Source organism: Paraburkholderia oxyphila NBRC 105797 (assembly GCF_000685075.1).
Classification (GTDB): domain Bacteria; phylum Pseudomonadota; class Gammaproteobacteria; order Burkholderiales; family Burkholderiaceae; genus Paraburkholderia; species Paraburkholderia oxyphila.
This window is the reverse complement of the sequence record NZ_BAYD01000016.1, coordinates 76,512-99,051: the sequence shown is the minus strand read 5'-3', so window position 1 is coordinate 99,051 and position 22,540 is coordinate 76,512. Positions and strand designations below refer to the sequence as shown.

Genomic DNA, 22,540 nt, shown 5'->3' with positions numbered 1-22,540 from the left:
TTCATTGCACATTATTTCCGGGTGGCCAGCTGGGCTAGCGCGGCCGCGTTCATGCAGCGCGCCGCGCCGGGTTCGCGAAAACTAGAGTCGCCGTAGCCAACTGGTCAGTCGACTACCGTCAAGCGGAACGGCTGATATAGCGGGTGCGCCCAGCACCTCGGGGAACACCTGAGAGAGCGCTTGCCGCTTCAGATCCATATCGGCCTTTGCGTATCGCATCGTAGTGTTGAGCTGGGCGTGCCCCAACCACTGGCTGATCGTTGCGAAATCGACGCCGGCCTTCAGCAGGTAAACGGCTGTCGTATGGCGCAGGCAGTGGGGATGGGGCCGTCTCGCCCCTTCGCGCGATCCTTGTCCGTTGGACACAGGCAAGTACTTGTGCAAAAGGTAGCGAACGCCGAACCGTGTAAGCGGTTCATCACGGCGGTTTCGAAACACAAACTGATCGGACTGCTTCAAATCACCATCGCGTACCAGTTGGTGCAGCAACTGCGCAGTGCTTTCCCAGATGGGACACAGGCGTACCTTGTTGCCCTTACCCGTGAGGCGAACCTGATGGGGAGGATCGAATCGAATATCTTGCGCCTTCAGATTCAGGACCTCCTGCACCCGTGCGCCGGTATTGAGCATCGTCGCGAACAATGCGTAATCGCGTCGACCAGTTGCGGTGGTTCGGTCTATCGCAGCAAGCAGCGCTTCGACCTCATGCGCGTCAAGATAATCGATCGGTACACGCGGCGCACCACGTTTGAACGGAATATTGAGTACGCCCTGAAAAATGAGCATGTGTTCGGGGTCGTGCCCGCAGAGGAAGCGGGCGAGCGTATGCAGTGCCGCCAACCGTACGTTCCGGGTGGCAATAGTGTTCTTGCGCTCCGCTTCCAGATGGGCAAGGAAACGAATCACGTGATCAGCCGTGAAGTCACGCAATTGCAGTCTATCTGTCGTCCTATCGGTATCCTCAGTAAGGTAGCGTAAAAACAATATCACGCTGTCGCGGTAACTATGGATCGTATGTAGACTCATCCCTCGCTGGGCGGGAAGGTAGTCCTGAAAGAAGCGGAATATGGCCTGCGCAAGGTCAGTTGGAAGTTGGCGTTTCATAGCGAATCTCCCTCTACGAGATAGCCGAATCGTTCTTCGAAGCGCGTGCTTGCCAGCTGTCGCAGCGTTGGCACCCACTTCAGGTAATATGCGGACGATTCGATCGATGTGTGTCCCATGTACAGCGCGAGCATCGGCAACTTTGATTGCACGTCGGCCCGTTGCCGATACCACCGAATCAACGCCTGCAGGGCAAAACTGTGGCGAAGGTCATGCACGCGCGGACGTCGGCCGTATTCGTCGCGAACGCCGGCGGCGTCAAACAGATTGATCAGCGCGGCTTGCATACCTGGATGACTGTATGGATGCACGGCGCCTCCAAAGCGATTGCACAAAAGCGGCGCATCAGCTTTGGTACTGGCCATGGCACGACGCGTGTCCAGATAGGCTCGCAATTCTCCCGCTGCGCTATCTGACAACGGGATGAGCCGGGACCTATGGAATTTGGATTCGCGGATACGCAGCACACGACCGCCTTCTTCCACGTCGGAAAGCCTGAGTCGCAGCAGCTCGCCCAGGCGCAGTCCGCACGTGTAGAGCAGTACAACGGCGAGTCGCATGCACGGTCCACGCAACGGAAAGCTTCGGTTTGACGAGAGTCCCGTGGCCACAATGAGCATTCGACTGATCTGTTCGGGCTCAACGATCACTGGCGTGACATATGGTCGCTTCCTGACAAATCCTTCGGCTTCCGGTACAAAAGCAGTGGGATCACTGCGCCGTCGATAGAGGCAGAAGTTGTAGACGATCTGTTGCCACTTACGCCGCGTATTGTTGTGCCGATCCTTGATGCTGTTGTTCCAGTGCTCATACGCAATTGCGTCTAGCTCGACGCGGCCGTCCTCGAGAATTTGTTTATTTATATGCCTTAATAACCAGGACTCCTGCTTAAAATTCAGACCAAGCGAGATCTTATACTCGAGATAACCCTCGACAGCCTGCTCAAGATTCAAGGCGCACATGGTGGCCTCCTGATCCTGGTTGTTGCTGAGGAACGGGCAATGGGACGTCTCTCAACGCGTTCATGTGCAGCCGGAGGTAAACAGCCGTGCTCTCCAGGCTTTGATGACCCATCAGGTCGCCAATAGTCTTGATGTTCACGCCGCTCTCGAACAGCCTCATTGCAAATGAATGACGCAGGGCATAGGAAGAGGCATCGGCGATTGGAAGACCACTGCGGCGGGCTCGAAACTTGAACGCAGCGCTCACCGCCGAGTTCGTCATTGGCCGATCCGGCGCCGTGGCAGTGAGAAAGAGTGCTCGACATGGGCTGGACCGTCGGCCGTCCGCAAGATAGCGGTGGAGCAGCTCAATTGTTTCACTTGCCAGCGGCAAGGTGAGCCAGCTTCGCGTCTTGTACTGCTCGACATGGAGCGCCCTTACAGCCCAATCGATCGAATCGGTTGTCAATCGCGTCGTCTCACCTGTTCTCAAACCATAGCGGGCCATCAGGTGGAAGAGCATGAAGTCGCGCCAGCCGCAACGGTCACGTCGGTCAATAGAGTCGAGGAATCGCTCAATGAAATCTGATGTAAGTGCACGTGGCGGCTGATCACGTCGAAACGCGCGAGGAAGGTCGATTGATTGAATCGGCCGTGGAAGTACGCCTCGCTCCGAGCAGTAGTCCAGAAAGACACGGATCTGAGCCAGGACGTAATGAAGGGTGTGGCGGTTCACGGAACGTGACCGTCGACTAACGTAACGTTCTATGTCGTCGACGTTGATCGAATCCATCGATGAGCTATTGGCGAGCGTAGCATTCAGAAACGAACGAACTTCGTTGACATATTGCGAGACGGTATGTTGGTGCAACCCGCGAACCTCTTTGAGATAATCGGCGAACTGCTCAATCAGTACCGCCCTCGGGTCCTCCGCTGGCGTCGGTAAAAGTCTATCGACAGAGACGAGGAAAGCACGAAAAGCGTGGCTGGCGTGGCGATACAGTCGAGGGTGGCGGCGATTGCGGAACGCACAGTCGATTTGCTGATCAGTCCATTGACTAGCTGAGGGGAGATCGAAGGCATCCAGAGAGCGCATGGCACGGAAAACGAGTCGCTGGGCGTAGCGCTGCCCGTACCCGTGGCTGATCAACCATAGCGCGAACTCGTTGAGCTCGGCGGCATGCGGTGAGCACGTGTATCTCGCGTGGACGCGAACAAAGAGTTCTTCAAGCATGACGATCACCTCTTGAAATGGATCAGGGATCTCAACGCTAGCGCGATCTGAAAAGTAATGTGCAGATGTGGCGAGAGAAATTCCCAACCGACGCAGGGTCTGTTGAATTGCTCCACGTAAGCGGCATCGCCACATAAGTCCAGTAACGTTGCACATAACGTTACTGGACACGGTTGAAGGTGGTCCAGAGATCGGGCGCACGATCCTCCATGCGGCGCGGCGCGAGAAGCTGGCGTTCCGTGACCGGCGCAGGCTTGCTCTCGTCATAACGCAGCGTGAGCGCCGCGCGGGCAAAGGCAATCTGTTCGCCCTCATCGAGCACCGTCGCCGCCATGCCTTCGCGCTGTTCCGCAGTTTGATCGAAGTTTTTGAGCACCTTGAACGCCCCTTCAACAACCTGACCGATCACATCGCCCTTGTGCGGGATGCGGATATCGCTGAGGTCGTTACCACACACAATCCCGTTCTGGCACGCCCAGCGGATCATTCCGGCGATCATCTGATAACTCGAACTGCCGTTGTGGCTGTTCAACAGGATGACCTCATTCGCTTCGCGCGTGCCCGTGATCTGGTCGGCGTGGCGCAGGCGAAGCATGTGCCGGGTGTATTCGCGCATGTCGTCATTGCGCACACGCGTCTGACAGACCATGAAGGGCTGAAAGCCTTCCTTCCGGAGTGCATCCAGTACATCCACGGTGGGAATGTAGGTGTAACGCGCCGAACGGCTTTCGTGCGCGGCGTTGGCAAGGACGGAAGGCGCAACTTCCGCGATTTCGTCGTTCGTCAGCGGGTGATCCGAGCGCAGGACAATGGCATTGCTGCTGAAGCGGCTTGCTAGCGTACTCATGTCTTTTCCCCAATGATGGAGCAGATCCGGCCCGCAGGCCGGGGCCGGTCAGTTAATCGATGGCGCGCAGGATGTTGGCGGCTTCCACGTGCTGTACGGCGAACTCACGCAACTGGTGGTAACGATCGATGATGGAATCGTCCTGCGTCTTTTCAGCGAGGTGGCAGAGCGCGAAGAGCGTCACGGTGACGCCGAAGGCATCCGCGCCCATCATGTCGTTGTAGCCGTTCAGGTGCCAGCGCACATGCACGCGGCCCATCTCGGCGGGAGCCATGTAAAAACCACCATTGGAGAGGGAGAAGAAGTGCCACGCGCCGTTCTGATACCGGCTGCACAGGCGCGCGGCCCAGTCGTACACCATCCCTTCGCCGGTCAGGTAGTGCTGGCCAAGATAGCGCGGCAGGACATTCAGTTGCAATTCATCAGGGATGACAGAAGAAGAAATACGGGTTTCATTGTCAATCACGGTTATCTCCGGTTATGGCCATCGCAACATGCGAGGCACAAAATAAGTATAGTGTCTTTAAGACCTATGTAAAGGAATTCTGCAAAATGATTTCCAATTGATTCGGCAGCATAATAGAGAGATTTTAATGCGGATTGGGTTTTACTTATGTAATCCGGGCTTTAAGACCTTATAATATCTTCTGTGCCTCGCGTATTGCGATGGCCATAACCGGAGATAACCGTGGCTAAAGAGATTCGCAGTGATCTAACCGAAACACCTGCTGAAGTGGAAGCTGGTACGCAGGGTCGCATTGACTATGTGGCGTACTCTCAACTGTCCCTCTCGCCGTTGAATGTGCGCAAAAAGGCGCCGAACGAGATTGAAGCCCTCGCCGCGAATATCGGGGAGAAGGGCCTGTTGCAGAACCTGGTCGTGCACGCACTGAAAGGCCGTGCGAAGCTACCAAAGCTGGGGGTCTGCGCGGGCCAGCGGCGACTCGCCGCGCTTGATCTGCTGTTTTCGCAGGGCCGCATTACAAAGGACTACCAGGTGCCGGTGCTGATCGTCAGCGAAGGCGAAGCGGTCGCAGCGTCGCTGATCGAGAACCGCGCGCGCGAACCCATGTGCATTGCGGATGAGGCGGTCGCTTTCGGGCTGCTGGTCGACGAGGGGAAAAGTACCGGGCACATTGCGGCGCTTTTCAGCATTCCGGAAGTCGCGGTGCGCCGCGCGCTGAAAATCGCCAGCCTTGCACCCACGCTGCTCGATCTGCTGCGTGATGACAAGCTGGACTACGAGCAGGCCAAGGTGTTGGTTCTGGCCGACGATCACGCGACGCAGGAACGCGTCTGGCACGAAGCGGTGAACGCGTGGCAACGCCGCCCTGCCGAGTTGCGCGCGGCGATCACGCGCGAGGAAATCGATGCGAGGGACAGCGCCCTGGCCCGGTTCGTGGGCCTTGATGCTTACGAAGCGGCGGGCGGTCGGGTGCGCCGTGACCTCTTCAGCGCCGACGAGCACGCGGGATACATCGAGGACGCCGAACTGCTGCACCGGCTCGCCACCGAGCGGCTGATCGCGCTTTCGCAGACGGTCGCGGCGGAAGGCTGGCAGTGGACGGAATGCCGGACCCGTTACGACGCGATGGAAATCATGCGTCATGGGCGCATCGCCTCGACCACACGCAAGCCGACGAAAAAGGAAGAATCCGAGCTTGCGGAACTGAGCGCCGCGCGTGACGCCGCGCAGGCGGAGCTCGACGCGTATTACGACGACGACAGCGAACCCGACGAGGCACTGCAGGAGCGTCTGGAGGCGACGGCCACCGCCGCGACGTATGCCGCTGACCAGTACGCCGAGCGCTTGGAGACGTTCGATCCGGAAGACATGAAGCAGGCCGGGGCGTTTGTTTATCTCGATGACGAGGGGCGTGTGTGTATCGAGCGTGGCCTGGTGCGGCGGGAGGCGACGCCGGGTGCGCAGGCAAGCGCGTCGCCTGTGGGCAGCGCGATGGCTAACGCAGCACGCGCCCCGAAGGAGCGCCCCCTGCATGGCGAAAAGCTGTGCAGGCGACTGACCGCGCACCGGACCGCCGCCGTGCAGATCGAGCTTGCGCAGCAGCCGGGCGTGGCGCTTGCCGTGCTGATGCAGCGCATGATTCCGGTTGTATTCGATGACGTCTATGCGCGGTCGTACATCGACCACGCGGTGAAGATTGAACTGCATACGTCGCGTGATGCGCTGGTATCGAATGCGGACGACATGGCCGGAAGCGTGGCCTGGAAGGCACTGGAAGGCGAGCGCGCGAAGTGGGCGCGGATGCTGCCCAGGCGGGCCGAAGAACTGTTGCCCTGGCTGCTGGAACAGGGCGAGGACGTGACGTCGAATCTCTTTGCCTTCTGCGTGGCGGCCACGGTTGACGGGATCAGCAGCGCCGACCGTCCGCACGCCGTGAACGAGGTGGCCAACACGCTGGCGGTGGACCTCTCGCGTTACTGGAAACCGACGCGCGCCGGTTATTTTGCACACGTGGCGAAAGACCGGATTGCAGCGGTGGTGGGTGAGAGCGTATCGCCTCAGGTGGCGGGCGAACTGCGCGGCATGAAGAAGGACGACGCAGCAGCGGCGGCAGAGCTTCGCATGACGGACTCGGGCTGGTTGCCGGAAGTCCTGCGCAACCGCGAAGTGCCGGAGCGCGTCACATACGGATACCGCGAGGACGACGACGAAGAGGATGGAGCCGACGCCGGGACCGAAACTGACGAACTATCAGAAACTCAGGCGGGTTCAAACGAGGAGGACGACGAGCCGCACTGAGCGGGGTTGCCCCTCAGGTCTTTGACGTCCGTTGCGCGTCGCAACACGACAACCCCGCTCAGGCGGGGTTGTCTTTTTTGGGCGGCACCGGATCGAACGGGTTAGGCCAGTACTGTTTGACCTTCGCATCCGCGCGTGCGCTTCGCTGTTCAGATGTCAGCAGTCGTTTTTGTTCGCGCGTCAGGTCGGCGGTGAGCCAGTCATCGGGAAGCCTTGCGCCGACGGGAGCAATCGGGCGACGTTCGCGCACAACGGGCGGGGCGGGTACCACGTCCGGAGCGGATCTGGCGTCATTGCCAGGCGTTGACGTGCGGGCCGTTGCCGGGTCCGGCGCGTCCTCCGCCCGGTGGGCTGCCGGGCCAGTGTCCGGGTGTGGCGCGCGGGGGTGGCGGAGCACAATGCCGCGCTCGCGCCGGAGTCTTTTAAGGGTCAGGGCGAAAGTCTGGTACGTGAAGACAAGGCCGGTCTCGGCCAGGTCCTGAATGATCGCGGCGTACCGGACGCCTGCGCGAATGGCGCGCTCGACGCTGTCGAACACGTCGCGAAGCTGGGCGGTCTTGGACCGGCCATCCGATGCCGCCGACAGGGCATCGAGGCGTTGTGCGCGTTGCGCGGCGATTTGGGCGTCCATTTGAGCGCTCGCGGGAGAGGAAACGGCGTCAGTATGCCGCGAATGATCGAAAGCTGCACCATTAGTGTTCAACCTCTGATCTTCTATGCTCTGAAAGCAATCCAGAAATGATCCAAAAGCGATTCATTCCGATCCAGGAATGACCTGTCGTCGGGCGGTCGGCTCAAAGCCGAGGCACGACGTATATGTAGACGGAAATGCTGACGCATTTCCGTCTACATATACCGTGCTCCAAGGGGATGCCCCTTGGAGAACCCGGCCGGCGGTGGCAATACCGCGCTGCGCGGTGTTGCCCATACGCCACGCGCGAGGCCGGGCGCGCCCGTCGAACGCGGGGCAACGCGTGTGCCAGGGAGGACGTGCGTTGACGCCTGCAGAACGCGCATGGGCGCGTTTGGGATATCTTTTCAGCGAGTAGCTAACAAATCATTCACCAGCCAAGGAGTGACACGATGAGCGCAACACCGTACTCCCCACTCGAAGCCGTCGCAGACGAGATTTCCACGCAGCTGCGCGAGGAAATCCGGCAACTGGTTGACGCCAAGTACGAGGTCGACGAACTGGCCCGTCATGGCGTGGCAGGTCCGCGCCTGACTGGGGCGCTCCATGATGGCGGCTACGGCCCGCGAAATGGGGCGGCTTTTTTCCAGACAGTCATGCCGTTCAGCGGCTTCAAACCTCATGGTGAGGCGTTTAGCGCGCTGGTGCCGGTTTCACAGACCATCGGGGCCAGCTGGAGGTGGACGACACGCTCAGTGCCGGAGGCCGAACGGCCGGAGTTACTGGCCAGACTGCAGGAGCCGGCGCGGGCCACGACAGAAGATCGCGAGCGGGCCGAGTTCATGTGGATCAAGCCGCTGGGCCTGTTCCTCGCGCACGAAGGCAAGAATCGCGTGGGGTTCTTCCGCGACATGGACGCCCGGTGGATTCCCGCCCATGTGGCGCCATATGACTATCCGGCCGCCGAACGGCTCACCCTCTACGCCGTGAAGCACGCGAACCAGACCGTGCACTGGGCCGTGCTGGACGACCAGCTGCTGGAACCCATCAACCACCCCGACTGGGCGTTGCCGGTGCTACGGGCCTATGGCGTGCGGGAACGTCATCAATGGCCGGATGACTTTCCGGCGGTCGACGTCACCGCCGCGGCGCTCTCGACCCGCCTGGTCAATCCGGTTTCGTCGCGGCCGGCACCGCTCGATCTTCGACTGGTCCTCGAGAAGGAAGCCTACGAGACCGAGGAAATCCCGTGCGCGATGGTCGACATCGACTCGTTCAAGCTCTCGTGGGAATTTTTCGGCGCGATGGCGTGCATCAGCATCTGTGCGATCCTGCTGCTCGGGGTGACGCCCGAAGACTGGCCTAATCTGCGTATCGTGGCCGGCATCGTCGCGGGCGTGGGCTTTGGCGGCCTACTGGCGCCACTGTGCAAACTGTTCCGCCTGCCGCGCCGACTTTTCGATCCTTACGCCAGCCTGCGCAAATTCGCGCTGCGCGAGCGAAAGGCGGCGGGCATCCGCTAACCTCCACCGGCACGGAAGAAAGGCCGGTGCGAACCGACCTTTGTCGTGGTTGTCTGCTGAAGTCGCTGGCGTCAATCCATCCGTCGCTCGCCAACACGAGGGTTCGCGAGGCGTTGCCATGGTCAGCCAGTTTGATGTCGAGTCCATCCTCTTGCTGGCCGTCGGCGTTTTTTGCCCAGTCGGGGACATCGACAGGACTGGTGGTAAATGACACTACCGAAATCGTCTGGCCAAGTGCATTGCTGGGTTGAGTGAACTGCACCACCTCGTGGACCTTGAGATGGCCGACGCACATTGCCGTGCTGTCGGGGGCTCTTTGATTTTCGAGCAGGATTCTGGTTAGGAACAGCGAGGACTGGCGCTGTCTTCGCTTGCCGCCCCAATATTTTCTAATATAAATCAGCCGTTTGCTGCCCCCTTGCCACCCCAGTGGCCCGCGACGAACCACAACTGTCTGGGCGGCGGCGACCATCGCACGTTAGCGAAAGCCTTGAGCGCTATCCTCCAGATGAGGATTTGCTGGCCGGTACGCCTGCGCGATGACCCAACTGGTACACGTGCTCAAGAACGCGGAGTACATCCCGCGCGCACGCGTTACTGAGTTGGATATCATGCTCGGCCATCATCGTACGCAGGGCGTCAAAGCCAACGGCGGAAAGCCTCCAGTTCCTGAACCGCAGGCCGCTCTCCGCCACACACCTGATTGCCTTCTCTGCAGCGCGTGTTTGCTGGAGGTCCAGCCGCCCATGCCCACAGTCGGCCAGCAGACCTGCGGCGAGTACCTTTCCCATCAGGGCCTGTGCTGTCGCCGCATTACTCTTTCCGAGTTTCATCGCCTCCAATGCAACGTGATAGCGCAAGGAAACTGGTCGCCGATGAGAGCGGGAACGGGCAGTGCGAGCGGATCATCGTGCGAATGATCGTCCTTCTGGATGGGGAGCGTTGAAGGCTTCATTTAACCTGAGGAGCGTGTCATGGATACGTGGTGGCTCGTCAAGCCGCCAACGCGCGGACTCCGGTGCGCTTGAAGGCCTTGCCTTCCGCGTCGAAGACGTGACAATGATCCGGCGCGGCGCCCAGATACAGTGAACTCCCGTGTGCGTGACGTTCGAGCGGCGGAATTCGGGCAACCAGACCGTCCGGAGCCGCGACGCTCTCACAATAGAGGTTCGCGGCATCGCCGAGCGACTCAAGCGCCATGACCTTTACCTTCAGACTGGTGGAACATGTGCTTGACGTCCGCGAGTTCTGCGATGCCTGCCTTCTCCGCAGGATAACTGCGCAGTTGGTCGGTGACGATTTTCCGGGGCACGGGATTCGATCGCAGCAGATGCTTGAACAAGCGTTTGGCCGAGACCTTGTCTCGGTGCTTCTGCAGAAGCACATCCAGCTCGGCGCCCGCATTCATCCACAGCCCTACACAGCACGTAGGGCTCGCCGCGCAGCGTCACAAACACTTCGTCCAGATGCCACGTGCTACCGGACTTGCGTCACACCGCCTTTGTGCGCCCTGCGAAGGCGGCTCCGCACTTGTCGCACCAGCAACGGATTGTCTCGTAGTTCACCACCACGCCGCGCTCGAGCAGCAACTCCTCGATATCGCGCAGGCGCAGGTTGAAGCGGAAATGCCAGCGAACAGCGCAGCTGATGACGCTCGCGGGGAAGCGGTGACCGTGATAAAGCGACTTCGTCTTCTTCATCGCCTCATTTTAATGCACCGCGCTCGCTAACCTGACAACTTCCTGCGGCCGCATAGCGAACGGGCTCAGTCCAGTACCCTAAAGTCGGAACGCCGTCCTGCCGTAAACCCGATTTGGCATCGCGGTCTTCTCTCACTCCACGCAAGGATAGAGAAACCAAGGTGCCGTTGCATTTGCTGCAAGCGCCTTCTACACAAAGCAGGGATGAAGCGCGACCCTTCAACATAGAATGACTCCAATGAAGAAGACATACTTTTTGGCAGCTTGTTTTGTTTCTATTTTTTTCTCTGGATGCGTTTCGACCACGTACACGAAGTCCGTCTCAATTAGAAAGGATGCTGACGGAAAAATTCTCGAACGCGTTGAGACAGAGTCGGTGACGCAGCCCAATCAAAGCGGCTGGCCTATAAAACTAGAGCACCTCAAGGGCGTTCAATCTTAACGATCAGGGGCCGCCGTTAGCTCACCCAAGAGCAACGGCGGATATGGTTGCGTGAGCACACATACACATCCCCATAGATCGTTGCCAAGCCGGTGTGCCGCCCAGCCAAGCACATATTTTCTGCGGTGCATTTGTTCCGTCGCTCGGAACGCAGTTATCCGTGTCAGGCAGAGGTCGGCCGAGGGTGTGTAAAAACGCCGGTGATCGCCTAGACTGAATCAACCCGTTGGTACGTGAGGTACAGGTGGGACGATTCGTCGAAGGTGCAGAGCGCAGTCAGGCGACCTTGTTGCCGGAGTGTCTCGAAGACTTCATCGCCGAAGACAATCTGATCAGGATTGTCGATGCATTCGTAGACGAACTCGATCTGGCGTCCCTGGGATTTGAAGGGGTTACCCCTGCGAACACGGGCCGACCGTCTTACCATCCGGCAGTGCTTCTGAAGATCTACATCTACGGCTATCTCAATCGCGTGGAGTCGAGCCGGCGTCTGGAGCGGGAGTGCCAGCGCAACGTCGAACTGATGTGGCTGACGGGCCGGCTGGCGCCGCACTTCAAGACGATTGCCGAGTTCAGGCGTAGCAATGGTGCCGGCATTCGCAACGTATACCGTCGCTTCGTGATGATCTGCCGCGATTTCAAACTGTTCACGCAAGCGATCGTGGCCATCGACAGCAGCAAGTTCAAGGCGGTCAACAGCCGCGACCAGAACTTCACACCCAACAAGATCGCGAAACGTCAGGGGCAGATCGAACAAAGCATTCAGCGCTACCGGGATGCGCTGGAAACCGCGGATCGCACTCAACCCGCCGAAGTAGAATCGAAGACCGAGCGGCTACGGGATAAGATCGAGACGCTGCGCGAACAGATACGCGATCTGGATCGTGCGGCGGAGTTTCTGAACGATCTGCCGGAAAAACAGGTCTCGCTGACTGACCCCGACTCACGCTCGATGATGTCGCAAGCCAAAGGCACGGGCGTGGTTGATTACAACGTTGCAACGTCCAGGTAGCCGTCGATACCCAACACCATCTCATTGTGACCCACGAGGTTACGAACATCGGCAGCGACCGGGCGCAGTTGAGCCGAATGGCTAAGGCCGCGCGCGATGCCATGGGCAAGAAGCGGCTCAAGGCATTGGCAGACCGTGGATACTTCAAAGCACCAGAAGTCAAGGCTTGCGACGATATGGGTATTGCGGCGCTGGTTCCGAAAACGCAAACCTCGAGCGCAAAGGCTGATGGGCGCTTCGACCGGAGCGACTTCATCTACATCGCCAGCGATGACCAGTACGTGTGCCCGGCTGGGCAGCGGGCAATATACAGATTCACTACGGTCGAGAGCGCCAATCTGCTGAAACCGCGTGTCTATGGGAGCAGTGCCTGTCCTCATTGCTCGCTCAAGAGCCAGTGCACCCCGGCGCCCTACCGACGCATTCGACGATGGGAGCACGAAGCGGTACTCGAGGCGCTGCAACTCAGACTGGATCGCCAGCTTGATGCCATGACGATACGGCGCCGAACGGTCGAACATGTGTTCGGCACTCGAAGACCCTCGACTCATTTGTTGGCCGCGATAACGCCCTTATCGCGGCCAGCTCACCATCGCGCGGGGCGGCCGCGGCAGCCTCCGGGACCGGCCAGCCGTCGGCCGCGCGGCTGCACTCCGGCGGGCGCTCTCCCGGGTGCACCGGGGCGTGGTCACGGGCGGATCGTCGTTCCTCCGGAAAAGCTATATTCATGCGACGTGCCGCCCGCGAGCCAAGGTGGCGACGTGCGTGCCACGAATGCCAAACGACTTGGATGAGGGATAGATCGCATTCTGGCACTTCGAGAATTGACGGAAGTTTTATAGCGCCGCTTGGCCAGCGCAGAAATCATGCGTCGCAAGACAATCCATTTATATAGGAAAACTTATCATAATAGTCGTGTTGAATCGTGCGAAAAACTGGTGCGCTCGCACGGAAAGTTGAGTCAAAATTTCAAGTAAATTTGTTGCCGTCCGCGTGTCTTGCCTTTGCGTGCCCGGTTTCCCTGAGTTTGCACCGGAATCGGCTATCCGGCTTGCGGGCGATAATTGTTTTGGATCGCCCGACAGTCGATCGCGGTACAGCCTTGGTTGAAATCGCGCACTACATGAAACTTTGCCCGAATTGGGTACGCCGGGTGGACCTGTGCGGGTTGTGGGCGAGCAGCACTGGATGGCGTGCACGCGGGGGTGGCGCGGTCCTCAGGCTTCGTTCTTGATCAACACGACGATACGTGCCTCCACGTTTAGCGCGTAGCAACGCCGCGCGTAGCAATTCGTCTTTCGGTCGAAAGTAGCATTGAAGGTTTCCTAATTTATTCCTGCGCGACCCGCTGTCGCGAAGCTAGCATATCCATCCTCCTGAAATGTCCGCTGGGCAGCACAAAGCACAGTTCCGGGGTTCGCCGCGGGTACAGCACGGAATCAGGCGTTACCTCTCCACGATCGTCAAAGGTTTCTTGCTCTACCGCCTCCTGTTGCACGTCGGCCCACCGAAAGTAGCCCACATCGAGCTGCCCAAAATTATAGGTCGATGCGATGGCATAACGAGATTTCGTCGTGTCTTGAATTATTAGCCATCTTCTGCATCGCTATCGTGATTGAAATGGGCGTCGGCTTCGCTAGATCCATGTAAATTGGGGTTGCATCCCGTGAATGGCCGAACTTTTGGTGAATTGCCGATAAAAGTATTGCGCCAGTCAGTGTTTTCCCTGTCTGTTTTCGCCTTGATAGTGGGTCACATCACCGCTATCATTAGGTCACTAACACGTAAATAATAGGTTGAAGTAACGGATGGATTGGGGCGGCACGATGTTGGCGTCAAGGCGATTCGCATCTCCTTGCTCGACGCGTGATGGGATCGAAGAACCCGTCGCAGCGCGTCTGGGATTCCAATTTAATTTTCAACTGTTTGTTGCTGAAAAAAAGGAAGGATTCATGCAAGTAACTGAGCAGATGAAGCAGGACTTGGCAGTCAATGGCGCCATCGTCATCCGGGGCCTCTTCTCGCCCGAGCAAATGAAGCGTGCACGTGAGTGCTTCGACTACGCGATCGCACACCCCGGCACCGGCAAGATTATCTTCGAAGGAACGAGTGACGCGCACTACAACGAATACGGCAATCCTGCGAACAGAGATATGTACCTGGCATTTGTCCGGGAGGTAGGGCTCCAAGATCTCTTTGCGTCCCTGTGGGACTCGGAGCACGTCTGGTTCATTACCGAAGAACTGTTCATCAAATCAGGTGGGCAGGCAGGGCGGTCACCCTGGCACCAGGACACCTCGGTGATACCGGCGAACGGGCCGCACGTGGCCAACCTCTGGTTCAGCTTCGAGAGCCTTCCCAAGGAGAATGCGCTCGAAATCGTGCGCGGCTCCCACCTCGGCCCTGAGTACGACGTCCCCGCATATGTCGACCCATCGGATCCCACCGCGCCGGGGTGGGGGGGAGACTTCTTCCAGAAACTTCCCGACATCGAGGCGGATCGCAAGAAAGACCCGACATCGTGGGACGTGATCTCCTGGGATCTGGAGCCCGGCGATGCCCTGGTGTTCCACTCCGGCGCGCTGCACGGTGGTGCTCCCGTGACGCCAGCCTGCCCGGCGCGCCACACAATGGCACTGCGGTTCACCGGCGACAAGCTCTTCTACCGGCCGCTGCCCGACACGGAGAACGGCTATCAGATGGAATGTGGTGGGGGCAACGAATCGTCGCTGAATCCCGGGGATCCCTACCGCCCCAGCCATTTCACCCAACTGCGCTGAGCAGGGTTGCCGCGACCGCGGCCATCCATCACTCTTGAGCGGCCGATGGTATGAGGATGGTGCCCGAATGTGTCCAACTGGTCCCCGCCTACCGCTAGCAGTACCCAGTTGTCGCATCGGGGCTGTAGCAAGCGACGCCGGCGAATTTGGAGAGTTTCTCGGGCTTATGGAGCATATCTTCTGCCTCTGTCAACTCGTTCAAGGAAAGGGGCTTACTTGTCATGGCAACGACCACCAAACGACAATCGATCATTCCGCCACCGTTCCAGGGGTGGTATGACGAGTACCACTTCTCACCAGCGATCCGCGTAGGAGACGCGATCTGGGTTTCCGGCCAGGTCGGGGCGACTCCGGATGGGAAGGTTGGCGAGGATATTCGGGCGCAGACCCGGATCGCCTTCGAGTCGCTGAAAGCCGTTCTCGAGGCGGCAGGGGCGAACTTGGCAGACGTTGTCGAACTGACGACATTTCACACGGACATTCAGGGCGGAACGGAGGCCTTCTCGGCTGTCAAGGACGAGTACTTCCCTGACCGCTATCCGTCGTGGACTGCGGTCGGGACGACGCAGCTCTCCATTCCCGGGCTTTATATCGAGATTCGGGCAGTGGCCGTAGCTGGGAGCGGCGGGACCTGAGCCAGTCACCCGGCACGTCCCAAGCGCGGGTTGGGCCGGGTTTGGACAGCGCGACCTGGGGCGATCTCCGGGTAAGGCAGTCCCGCGGCTGTCGCCGCGCCGCCACTCTGGAATATATTTCCCCGGTCCTTCCGCAGCGCCCGCTCGAACTGAATTCGTAACGATTACCGGAGCACATCATGAAGACCAAGCTTCCCGCCACTTTACTCATCGCCGTCTTTACAGCGTATACCGTCCCCGTTTTTGCCAGCGGTTATGGCCCGGCGCCGTTCTATAACCCGCAAGTCGGAGCTCCAGCATCGCAACGCGGCCAAAGCGCCCTGAGCCTTCAGGCCGACCAGCACAACGTGATGAACGTCGCTGAGCGTGGCAGCTCGAGACCTGTCAGTCGAACCGTAGTGCACACCGAGCGCCTTCCGGTGCCGGGGGAACAACTGGGTACTGGCGCTTCGACGTTCGACTAGGCAAAGAAAGGGCCCGCAGATCATCAGATGAAATCGCGGGCAGTCCGCCGGTACTCATCAAAACCGACGAAGTACTTATCAAGTGCTATTTAGGATCACGAGGTCGATGGCAACCAATTCTCTACTGGCGCGTTATACGGTCACCACGTCGAAGGGAGACTCGGTGGGCGGCCAGGATGGACGAAGCTACGCGCAAGCGGGTGCGAGCCGGTCGCTTGATGTTGGCGGGCAGGACGCCCGCCAAAGTAGCCACGGCGGTCGGAGTAGCGCGGTAAAGCGCATACGCGTGGAAAGCCCGGCTCGACGACGGTGGTAGGCATATGCAGATCGAACTCTATGCACGAGCCTAGGGTGACGAAACATTGTCTCCTGTGTCATACGACGATCGTGACTGGGGCCGGGCCGATCCGTGGACCATCACTTGCGTCTCCGCCATCCCTCCCGGGTTCTGGAGCGCGCGCGGTGAGGCGCTCCGTCCGCCGTGCGGGAGTCTGATCTGGTCAGGCACAGAGTCTGCGGACATTTGGGCCGGCTATATGGATGGCGCAGTACGTTCAGGACATCAGGGCGTGCTTCAGGCGCTCAATGCACTGCGTCAGGCATAGGAGCACGAAGATGAAGAAACGCATACTGATCGCCATTTTGGCCATTGCTATCTCTCTGCTCCTCATTTCTAGCCCTGGCCTCATCCTACTCTATCGACTTCAGCACTATGTCACGACGTCGGTAGAGGCCTCCCAGGCTGAGTGAGGTTTGATTGATACGCATTGCTGAACAACCTGAAGCGGCGCGAACCGCACAACCATGGAGGGGCGAAGTATGGTAACGAAGTTGTTCGACCTGACGGGAAAGATTGCGCTCGTGACCGGCGCGAGCCGTGGCATCGGCGAGGAAATCGCGAAGCTGCTCGCCGAGCAGGGTGCGCACGTACTCGTGTCGAGCCGCAAGCTCGGCGACTGCCAGGCGGTGGTCAACGAGATCGTCGCCGCGGGCGGCCGGGCCGAAGCGCTCGCGTGCCACGTCGGACGGTTGGAGGACATCGCAGCCACATTCGAGCAGATCCGCGGCAAGCACGGGCGTCTCGACATTCTTGTCAACAACGCGGCCGCGAATCCGTACTTCGGCCATATCCTCGATACCGATCTCGCGGCGTACGAAAAAACCGTCGAGGTGAACGTCCGCGGCTACTTCTTTATGTCGGTCGAAGCCGGCAAGATGATGAGGGCGCAGGGAGGCGGCGTGATCGTGAATACCGCGTCGGTGCATGCGCTGCAGCCGGGCGATCGGCAGGGCATCTATTCGGTCACGAAGGCTGCAGTCGTCAACATGACTCGAGCCTTTGCGAAGGAGTGCGGGCCGCTCGGCATTCGCGTGAACGCGTTGCTGCCGGGGCTCACGAGGACCAAGTTCGCAGGCGCGCTGTTCGAGGATCCCGCGATTTACGAAGGCTGGATGGCGAAGATTCCGCTGCGCCGTCACGCCGAACCGCGTGAGATGGCCGGCACAATGCTCTACCTCGTGTCGGACGCATCGAGCTACACGAACGGCGAGTGTGTCGTCGTCGACGGCGGCCTCACGATCTAGCGCCGCCGTCTAGTGTCGGATTTACACAGCCGCCAACATCTGTCGCCGTCGACGGCAACGTCTGCGCCTTCCGGTTGAACGAGACACGAAATCGACCACGGAATTTGCGTAAACCGCGAAAGTGGAAGAACGGTCGGGCCACGTGCGCGATCATGGACGAGCACATCGTGTCGCGCATTCGCGGGGGGCTATGTCTTTCGTCAAGCGTTAGGGGCTGGTTTAGGTTGGTAAAAGGTGCCGTCTCGCAGCCTGTACAACGAAGCTCCGCCCAACGATGAGGCCAACTGCACGCGCTCATCACCGAACTCAAGGCGCACGGCCAGCTTCTGTTCGTCGTCGATCAGCCCGCCACCATTGGCGCACTGCCCGTGATGAAGGTGTCCTCGTCGCCTATCTGCCGGGTCTGGCCATGCGCCGCATCGCCGATCTGCATGCAGGCGAAGCCAAGACCGATGCTCGCGATGCCGCCATCATTGCGGAAGCCGCACGCTCATTGCCGCACACGCTGCGCTCGCTTCGACTGGCTGACGAACCGCTCGCCGAGCTCACTATGTTGTGCGGTTTCGAGGATGATCTCGCCGCACAGATCACGCAGACCAGCAACCACATTCGTGGCCTGCTTACCCAGATTTATCCCGCACTGGAACGGGTTCTGGGGCCGCGCCTCGACATCCGGCCGTGCTCGATCTGCTTGAGCGATACCGGTCGGCTGCCGAGCTTGCCGCAACCAGCGAGAAGACACTCGCCAATCGTCCCACCAAACTCGCACCGCGCATGGGCACAAGCCTTGCGGCCGAAATCGTTCAGGCGCTCAGCGAACAGGCGGTGATCGTACCCGGCACTCAGGCCGCAACTATCGGTATGCCACGTCTGGCCCAGCAGTTCGCGCCTTTGCGCAAGCAACGCGACAAGGTTGCCAGCGAGGTAGAACGCCTGGTGCATGCACCCCCTCTTTGGCCGGTCCTGACCAGCATGCTGGGAGTCGGCGTCAGGACCGCCGCCAGACTCCTCACTGAAGTCGCTCACAAAGCCTTTGAGAAGGTCAAGACCAATCCTATCTTGGCGCGCAAAGCTTTGGCACACAAGCTCGCCCGCGCGTGCTTCCACATGCTGAAGGAGCACAAACCATTCGATATGACGTGCTGCTTTGAGTAGAGCTAACGACGGTGGCCGCAAGCCTCATGTGATGACTGGTATTCAACCACTTTGGTTTGAATCGAATGCTGTGCCGCCGTCCACGATATGCAGTAAAAGCGGATCGCCCGCAATGCGAGCCAGCCGTGGATTGGCGCCGACAACCCGGCAGCCCTTGCACTTGTGCGAACCCCATGGACGCATTGCGGTACCAAAGTTCTTCTGGGGTCGCGGAGCCACCAGGGCGACAGGTAACCGCAGTACGCCGATCGCTTGATCCTGAATTGGTAAAGGACTTGCCCGGCCAGCGGAGCGCCAGCCTCTGGTGTGATCATGGGGCCGCTGAGCAACCTTCCGCCAAGGAGGAAGTCATGGACACGATCACCCGCTAATGGGTGTCATCACATACGATTGCCAGCGCGGTATCAACAGTGGAGAGGTTGTGGCTGGCGTGATCGGGAAGCGCAAGTTCATCTACGACTTGTGGGGAATGACTGTCAACCTTGAGAGCAGGATGGAATCGCACGGCGTAGCTGGGCGCGTGCAGGTAACAGAGGGCACTCGCGGCAGGCTGGGAGAACCTTTCGTCTTCGAGGAGCGCGGAACGATAGTGACGAACGGCATGGGCGAGCTCCGCACATGGTTCCTGGTCGGCAGGACAGGCGCGCCGGAAAGTTGACGAGGGTATTCGGTCTCTGGCTCGAACTGGATCGTTATTTTGCAAATTCGCAAGGCCGGTGGGGGCACTGTGTAGTGGTTTAATTTCCTCGGACAGGTCGATAGGAGGACAATCCTGAATCGACGAGGAAAAAGAGCAAGATGACAAGAAGGCGCCGACAATTTGACGCCAGCTTCAAGCTGGAAGTAGTACGGATGGTGCGAGACCAAGGGCTGTCGGTCAGCGAAGTTTGCCGGTCAATGGACCTGGTTGAGACAGCTGTGCGCCGCTGGGTGGCGCAGTACGATGCAGAGCGTGCAGGCGGCCCCGGCGAGGGCAAGCCGCTGACGGCTGAGCAGCAGCGTATCCGGCAGCTTGAGGCGGAAAACCGGCAACTGCGCGAGGACAACGCGCTGCTAAAAAAAGCATCGGCCTTCTTTGCCCGGGAACTAAAGTGATTTACCGCGTGGTAACTCATTTGCAACAGGAGGCCGTATCGGTCAGTAACGCCTGCCGGGTTTTGCAGGTGAGCCGCTCTGGCTACTATGCGCACCGGAGCGCTGGGCCGAGCGCGAAGAGGTTGCAGGAACAGACACACATCAAGGCAGCATTCGCCGCTAGCGGCGCGAGCTATGGTAGCCGCCGCGTGATGCATGCACTGCGGGAGCAAGGGATACGAATCGGTCGTTACCGGGTGCGTACGGTGATGCGCGAAGCGGGCCTGCGCACGAGCTGGAAGCGCAAGTTCGTCTCGACGACCGACAGCAGGCATACGCTACCTGTGGCAGAGAACGTGCTCGACAGACAGTTTGAAGTGGCCAAGCCCAATCGCGCCTGGGTTTCGGACATCACTTATATTCGCACGGCGCAGGGCTGGCTCTATCTGGCGGTCGTGCTTGACCTGTACTCGCGCAGGGTGGTCGGCTGGTCAATGGCACCAACCATGCCGACTGGGCTGGTCATGTCGGCGTTGACCATGGCGCTGCAGCAGCGTCGGCCAGCGCCGGGACTGGTTCTGCATTCGGACAGGGGCAGCCAGTATGCTAGCGACGAGTACCAGGCCTTGCTGAAGCAACATCGCGTGGTTTGCAGCATGAGTCGCAAAGGAAATTGCTGGGACAATTCGGTGATGGAGAGATTCTTCCTGAACCTCAAAATGGAGCGCGTGTGGCAGCGTCAGTACGCTAACCACGATGAGGCTCGGCGCGATATCAACCAGTACATCGTCGCTTTCTACAATCCGGTGCGCTTGCACTCCACCCTGGGCTATCTGTCGCCCGCCGCCTATGAGGCGAACCCGACAGCGAAAGACCCTATCTGCCTGTCCGAAATTAGTTGACCACTACACTGCCATCGACGTGCTGGTGGCCCACCGGATTCCGTCCACGACCGATCACACGTTACCGCATGAGTGTGACCAGCGAGGGCGACGACTCTACGCCGCGCCCTTTGTGGCAATGTTTCCTTCTGCGATGCGAATCACCGTCGCTCTCATCAAATCGAAAACGTCGTCCAAGTCCGGCGGTTGCTTCCTGGATCCGAACATCAAAATTACGGCGCCCTCCATCTGCGCCGCAATTAGTGTCCCGCGCGCCTGGCATTCGCGCGCAGTGGCAGACGAGTCTATCTCGCGCACCAGATCCACATAGATCGGTCGATATGCGGAGTAGAGTCTTCTCACGAGTTCGAGCGCTATGTCCGAGTGCTGGGACAGTGCTGACAATTCGAACGAGAATCGACAAGTCCTCGGATCACGGGCTTCTTCGATAGCATCATCAACGATTCCAGACAATCGTTCCATCGCCGGTTTACCGGTCGGCCTGCCCATGTCTGCATAGCGGTCCAGGTAGGCGTTCAGGAGCGCGCCAATCGTCGAGCGAAGCAGGTCGTCATGTGTCGGAAAATAATTCTGGAGCGCGGACGGCGGAATGCCGAGTTCCTTGGCCACTCGCGCCAGTGTAAAGTTCGCGTATCCTTCCGCCGCCAAAAGGTTAGCGGCAGTCGAGACGATCTCGTTGATCTTTACCTCGCGACGTTTCCCTTGGACTGTGGGTCGGTAATAGGCGGCATCGTTTCCTGTTCTTCGCATGCTCAGCTCGAACAGCCCGTGCTGGACGTGCTCCTCGGAACCAAAGACCCTGATGTGTGCACTCCTTTGGTCGCGTGTCTGACCCTTGGGCGAACTGGGAGGAGGGGCGTCGGCTTCCAGGTCCTGCGGCGGCAAGCCAACGATCATTTTCACCACCCGTTTTGTCACGCGAACGAATTCTGCGAAGTCCTTATCCGAGTCTCTGGCGTGGTTAGTGAATATCATCATTCCAGTCGTCTGCACAACTAGAACGGATGCACGCACCAGGCACTGTTCGTGAGTCAAAGCCGGGTGGATTTCCGACAGTAGCTTCGCGAAGATGTTCCGATACTCGGCATACGTACCTTCAACGAGTTCCATGGCATAGGGTTCACGCTGAGCGAAAGCCCATAGTTCAAACATGAACTTCGGTAGATCAGTTTCAATGATGTCGTGAAAAATGCGCTCTATGAGCGCGGCGCAACGCCGTGCGGCGCCGACACCCGACTGGCTCGCGATGGTCGTGTAGTCGCTGGCTATTTGGCGCACATATTCTTGCAGCGCCGCGCGTAACAATTCCTCTTTCGTCCGAAAGTAGTATTGAAGATTTCCCAATGTGATTCCTACGCGACCCGCTACGCGGCGCGTCGCGAATCCAGCGTACCCATCCTCCTGAAACGCTTGCTGGGCGGCAAGGATGATCTGCCCAAGGCGTAGTTCCCGGCTGATTCGCGCAGGCGACCCGGTGTCGGTTCCTGCCTGTTCAAGTTCATGAAAGGTTCCTTGCTCTTTCGCCTTCTGGTGCACGTCGGTTCTCCCCAAAAGCTTACATCGGCCTGCCAGCCATTATAGGTCGCTTCGATGGCAGGAGAAAACATCGCCATGAACTCCGCTGGTTGGACACGTTTCTACCCTGAAATCATGACTGACCTGGGCGCTGGCCGCCACCGAGCCCCGGTGAATGGGGCGTAGTCGCCGTGAAAGTGTCCTGTGCGGGTGCTAGGCCAGAAAATTTGTCA

The 22,540-nt window shown here is 59.3% G+C and carries 13 protein-coding genes and 7 pseudogenes; 11 read left to right on the top strand and 9 right to left on the bottom strand.

Annotated elements, in window-relative coordinates:
- Positions 1–81: 81 nt before the first annotated feature.
- The 5 genes and pseudogenes from BO1_RS13895 to BO1_RS13870 all read right to left on the bottom strand — a co-directional run bounded on the left by BO1_RS13895 (position 82) and on the right by BO1_RS13870 (position 4,592).
- Positions 82–1,104, bottom strand: coding sequence for a tyrosine-type recombinase/integrase (locus BO1_RS13895; protein WP_028218068.1), 1,023 nt, complete (start codon positions 1,102–1,104; stop codon positions 82–84).
- Complete coding sequence (locus tag BO1_RS56915; protein WP_043284780.1) at positions 1,101–2,066, bottom strand: tyrosine-type recombinase/integrase; 966 nt, start codon at positions 2,064–2,066, stop codon at positions 1,101–1,103. The genes BO1_RS13895 and BO1_RS56915 overlap by 4 nt, the downstream gene beginning before the upstream one ends.
- Positions 2,047–3,279: a tyrosine-type recombinase/integrase gene (locus BO1_RS60720; RefSeq protein ID WP_043284809.1), complete on the bottom strand. Its 1,233-nt coding sequence runs from the start codon at positions 3,277–3,279 to the stop codon at positions 2,047–2,049. Before BO1_RS60720 ends, BO1_RS56915 begins: the two co-directional genes overlap by 20 nt.
- 163 nt (positions 3,280–3,442) lie before the next feature.
- A pseudogene (locus tag BO1_RS50985) lies at positions 3,443–4,126 on the bottom strand (DUF932 domain-containing protein); the annotation flags it as partial.
- Positions 4,127–4,178: 52 nt separating this feature from the next.
- Positions 4,179–4,592 carry an antirestriction protein gene (locus BO1_RS13870; protein ID WP_028218066.1) on the bottom strand — a complete coding sequence of 138 codons (414 nt, stop codon included), beginning with the start codon at positions 4,590–4,592 and terminating at the stop codon, positions 4,179–4,181.
- Between the two features lie 222 nt (positions 4,593–4,814).
- On the opposite strand from BO1_RS13870, the gene BO1_RS50980 reads away from it, so the two are divergent.
- Entirely contained in the window at positions 4,815–6,890 is a 2,076-nt protein-coding gene (locus BO1_RS50980) for a ParB/RepB/Spo0J family partition protein (protein WP_245643789.1), read from the top strand.
- A gap of 58 nt (positions 6,891–6,948) precedes the next feature.
- On the opposite strand, the gene BO1_RS13860 is transcribed toward BO1_RS50980, so the two are convergent.
- Entirely contained in the window at positions 6,949–7,521 is a 573-nt protein-coding gene (locus tag BO1_RS13860; RefSeq protein ID WP_043284776.1) for a hypothetical protein, read from the bottom strand.
- 452 nt (positions 7,522–7,973) lie between these two features.
- Here BO1_RS13860 and BO1_RS13855 point away from each other — a divergent pair, with 452 nt between their 5' ends.
- On the top strand, positions 7,974–9,044 hold the full coding sequence (locus BO1_RS13855; RefSeq protein WP_028218064.1) for a hypothetical protein: 1,071 nt from the start codon (positions 7,974–7,976) through the stop codon (positions 9,042–9,044).
- A 993-nt stretch (positions 9,045–10,037) separates the two neighbouring features.
- Here the strand turns inward: BO1_RS13855 and BO1_RS13835 are convergent.
- Together BO1_RS13835 and BO1_RS57430 are read right to left on the bottom strand one after the other, a co-directional pair.
- A pseudogene (locus BO1_RS13835) lies at positions 10,038–10,244 on the bottom strand (ABC transporter ATP-binding protein); the annotation flags it as partial.
- A gap of 22 nt (positions 10,245–10,266) precedes the next feature.
- A pseudogene (locus BO1_RS57430) lies at positions 10,267–10,744 on the bottom strand (IS6 family transposase); the annotation flags it as partial.
- Between the two features lie 686 nt (positions 10,745–11,430).
- Here BO1_RS57430 and BO1_RS50975 point away from each other — a divergent pair.
- The 9 genes and pseudogenes from BO1_RS50975 to BO1_RS13775 all read left to right on the top strand — a co-directional run.
- A pseudogene (locus tag BO1_RS50975) lies at positions 11,431–12,731 on the top strand (IS1182 family transposase); the annotation flags it as partial.
- A gap of 1,419 nt (positions 12,732–14,150) precedes the next feature.
- Entirely contained in the window at positions 14,151–14,978 is an 828-nt protein-coding gene (locus BO1_RS13815; protein WP_028218059.1) for a phytanoyl-CoA dioxygenase family protein, read from the top strand.
- A 221-nt stretch (positions 14,979–15,199) separates the two neighbouring features.
- Complete coding sequence (locus BO1_RS13810) at positions 15,200–15,613, top strand: RidA family protein (RefSeq protein WP_028218058.1); 414 nt, start codon at positions 15,200–15,202, stop codon at positions 15,611–15,613.
- Positions 15,614–15,792: 179 nt separating this feature from the next.
- Complete coding sequence (locus BO1_RS50970) at positions 15,793–16,077, top strand: hypothetical protein (RefSeq protein WP_043284774.1); 285 nt, start codon at positions 15,793–15,795, stop codon at positions 16,075–16,077.
- A gap of 326 nt (positions 16,078–16,403) precedes the next feature.
- Positions 16,404–16,682 (top strand): annotated as a pseudogene (locus BO1_RS61105) (FAD-dependent oxidoreductase); the annotation flags it as partial.
- A 214-nt stretch (positions 16,683–16,896) separates the two neighbouring features.
- Complete coding sequence (locus BO1_RS13795; RefSeq protein WP_028218056.1) at positions 16,897–17,661, top strand: SDR family oxidoreductase; 765 nt, start codon at positions 16,897–16,899, stop codon at positions 17,659–17,661.
- A 258-nt stretch (positions 17,662–17,919) separates the two neighbouring features.
- Positions 17,920–18,816 (top strand): annotated as a pseudogene (locus BO1_RS50965) (IS110 family transposase); the annotation flags it as partial.
- Positions 18,817–19,216: 400 nt separating this feature from the next.
- Positions 19,217–19,474, top strand: a pseudogene (locus tag BO1_RS13785) (adenylate/guanylate cyclase domain-containing protein); the annotation flags it as partial.
- Positions 19,475–19,614: 140 nt separating this feature from the next.
- Positions 19,615–20,792 (top strand): IS3 family transposase gene (locus tag BO1_RS13775; protein WP_156992236.1). Its coding sequence is split into 2 segments (ribosomal slippage): positions 19,615–19,882 and positions 19,882–20,792, totalling 1,179 coding nucleotides; the frame shifts between segments, so codons are not numbered across the junction.
- A gap of 96 nt (positions 20,793–20,888) precedes the next feature.
- Here the strand turns inward: BO1_RS13775 and BO1_RS50960 are convergent.
- Positions 20,889–22,328: a TetR/AcrR family transcriptional regulator gene (locus BO1_RS50960; RefSeq protein ID WP_167338340.1), complete on the bottom strand. Its 1,440-nt coding sequence runs from the start codon at positions 22,326–22,328 to the stop codon at positions 20,889–20,891.
- Positions 22,329–22,540: the final 212 nt, after the last annotated feature.

Coding starts and splice junctions, on each gene's coding strand:
- BO1_RS13895 (WP_028218068.1), bottom strand. CDS start 1,104: ATGAAACGCCAACTTCCAACTGACCTTGCGCAGGCCATATTCCGCTTC.
- BO1_RS56915 (WP_043284780.1), bottom strand. CDS start 2,066: ATGTGCGCCTTGAATCTTGAGCAGGCTGTCGAGGGTTATCTCGAGTAT.
- BO1_RS60720 (WP_043284809.1), bottom strand. CDS start 3,279: ATGCTTGAAGAACTCTTTGTTCGCGTCCACGCGAGATACACGTGCTCA.
- BO1_RS13860 (WP_043284776.1), bottom strand. CDS start 7,521: ATGGACGCCCAAATCGCCGCGCAACGCGCACAACGCCTCGATGCCCTG.
- BO1_RS13855 (WP_028218064.1), top strand. CDS start 7,974: ATGAGCGCAACACCGTACTCCCCACTCGAAGCCGTCGCAGACGAGATT.
- BO1_RS13815 (WP_028218059.1), top strand. CDS start 14,151: ATGCAAGTAACTGAGCAGATGAAGCAGGACTTGGCAGTCAATGGCGCC.
- BO1_RS13810 (WP_028218058.1), top strand. CDS start 15,200: ATGGCAACGACCACCAAACGACAATCGATCATTCCGCCACCGTTCCAG.
- BO1_RS50970 (WP_043284774.1), top strand. CDS start 15,793: ATGAAGACCAAGCTTCCCGCCACTTTACTCATCGCCGTCTTTACAGCG.
- BO1_RS13795 (WP_028218056.1), top strand. CDS start 16,897: ATGGTAACGAAGTTGTTCGACCTGACGGGAAAGATTGCGCTCGTGACC.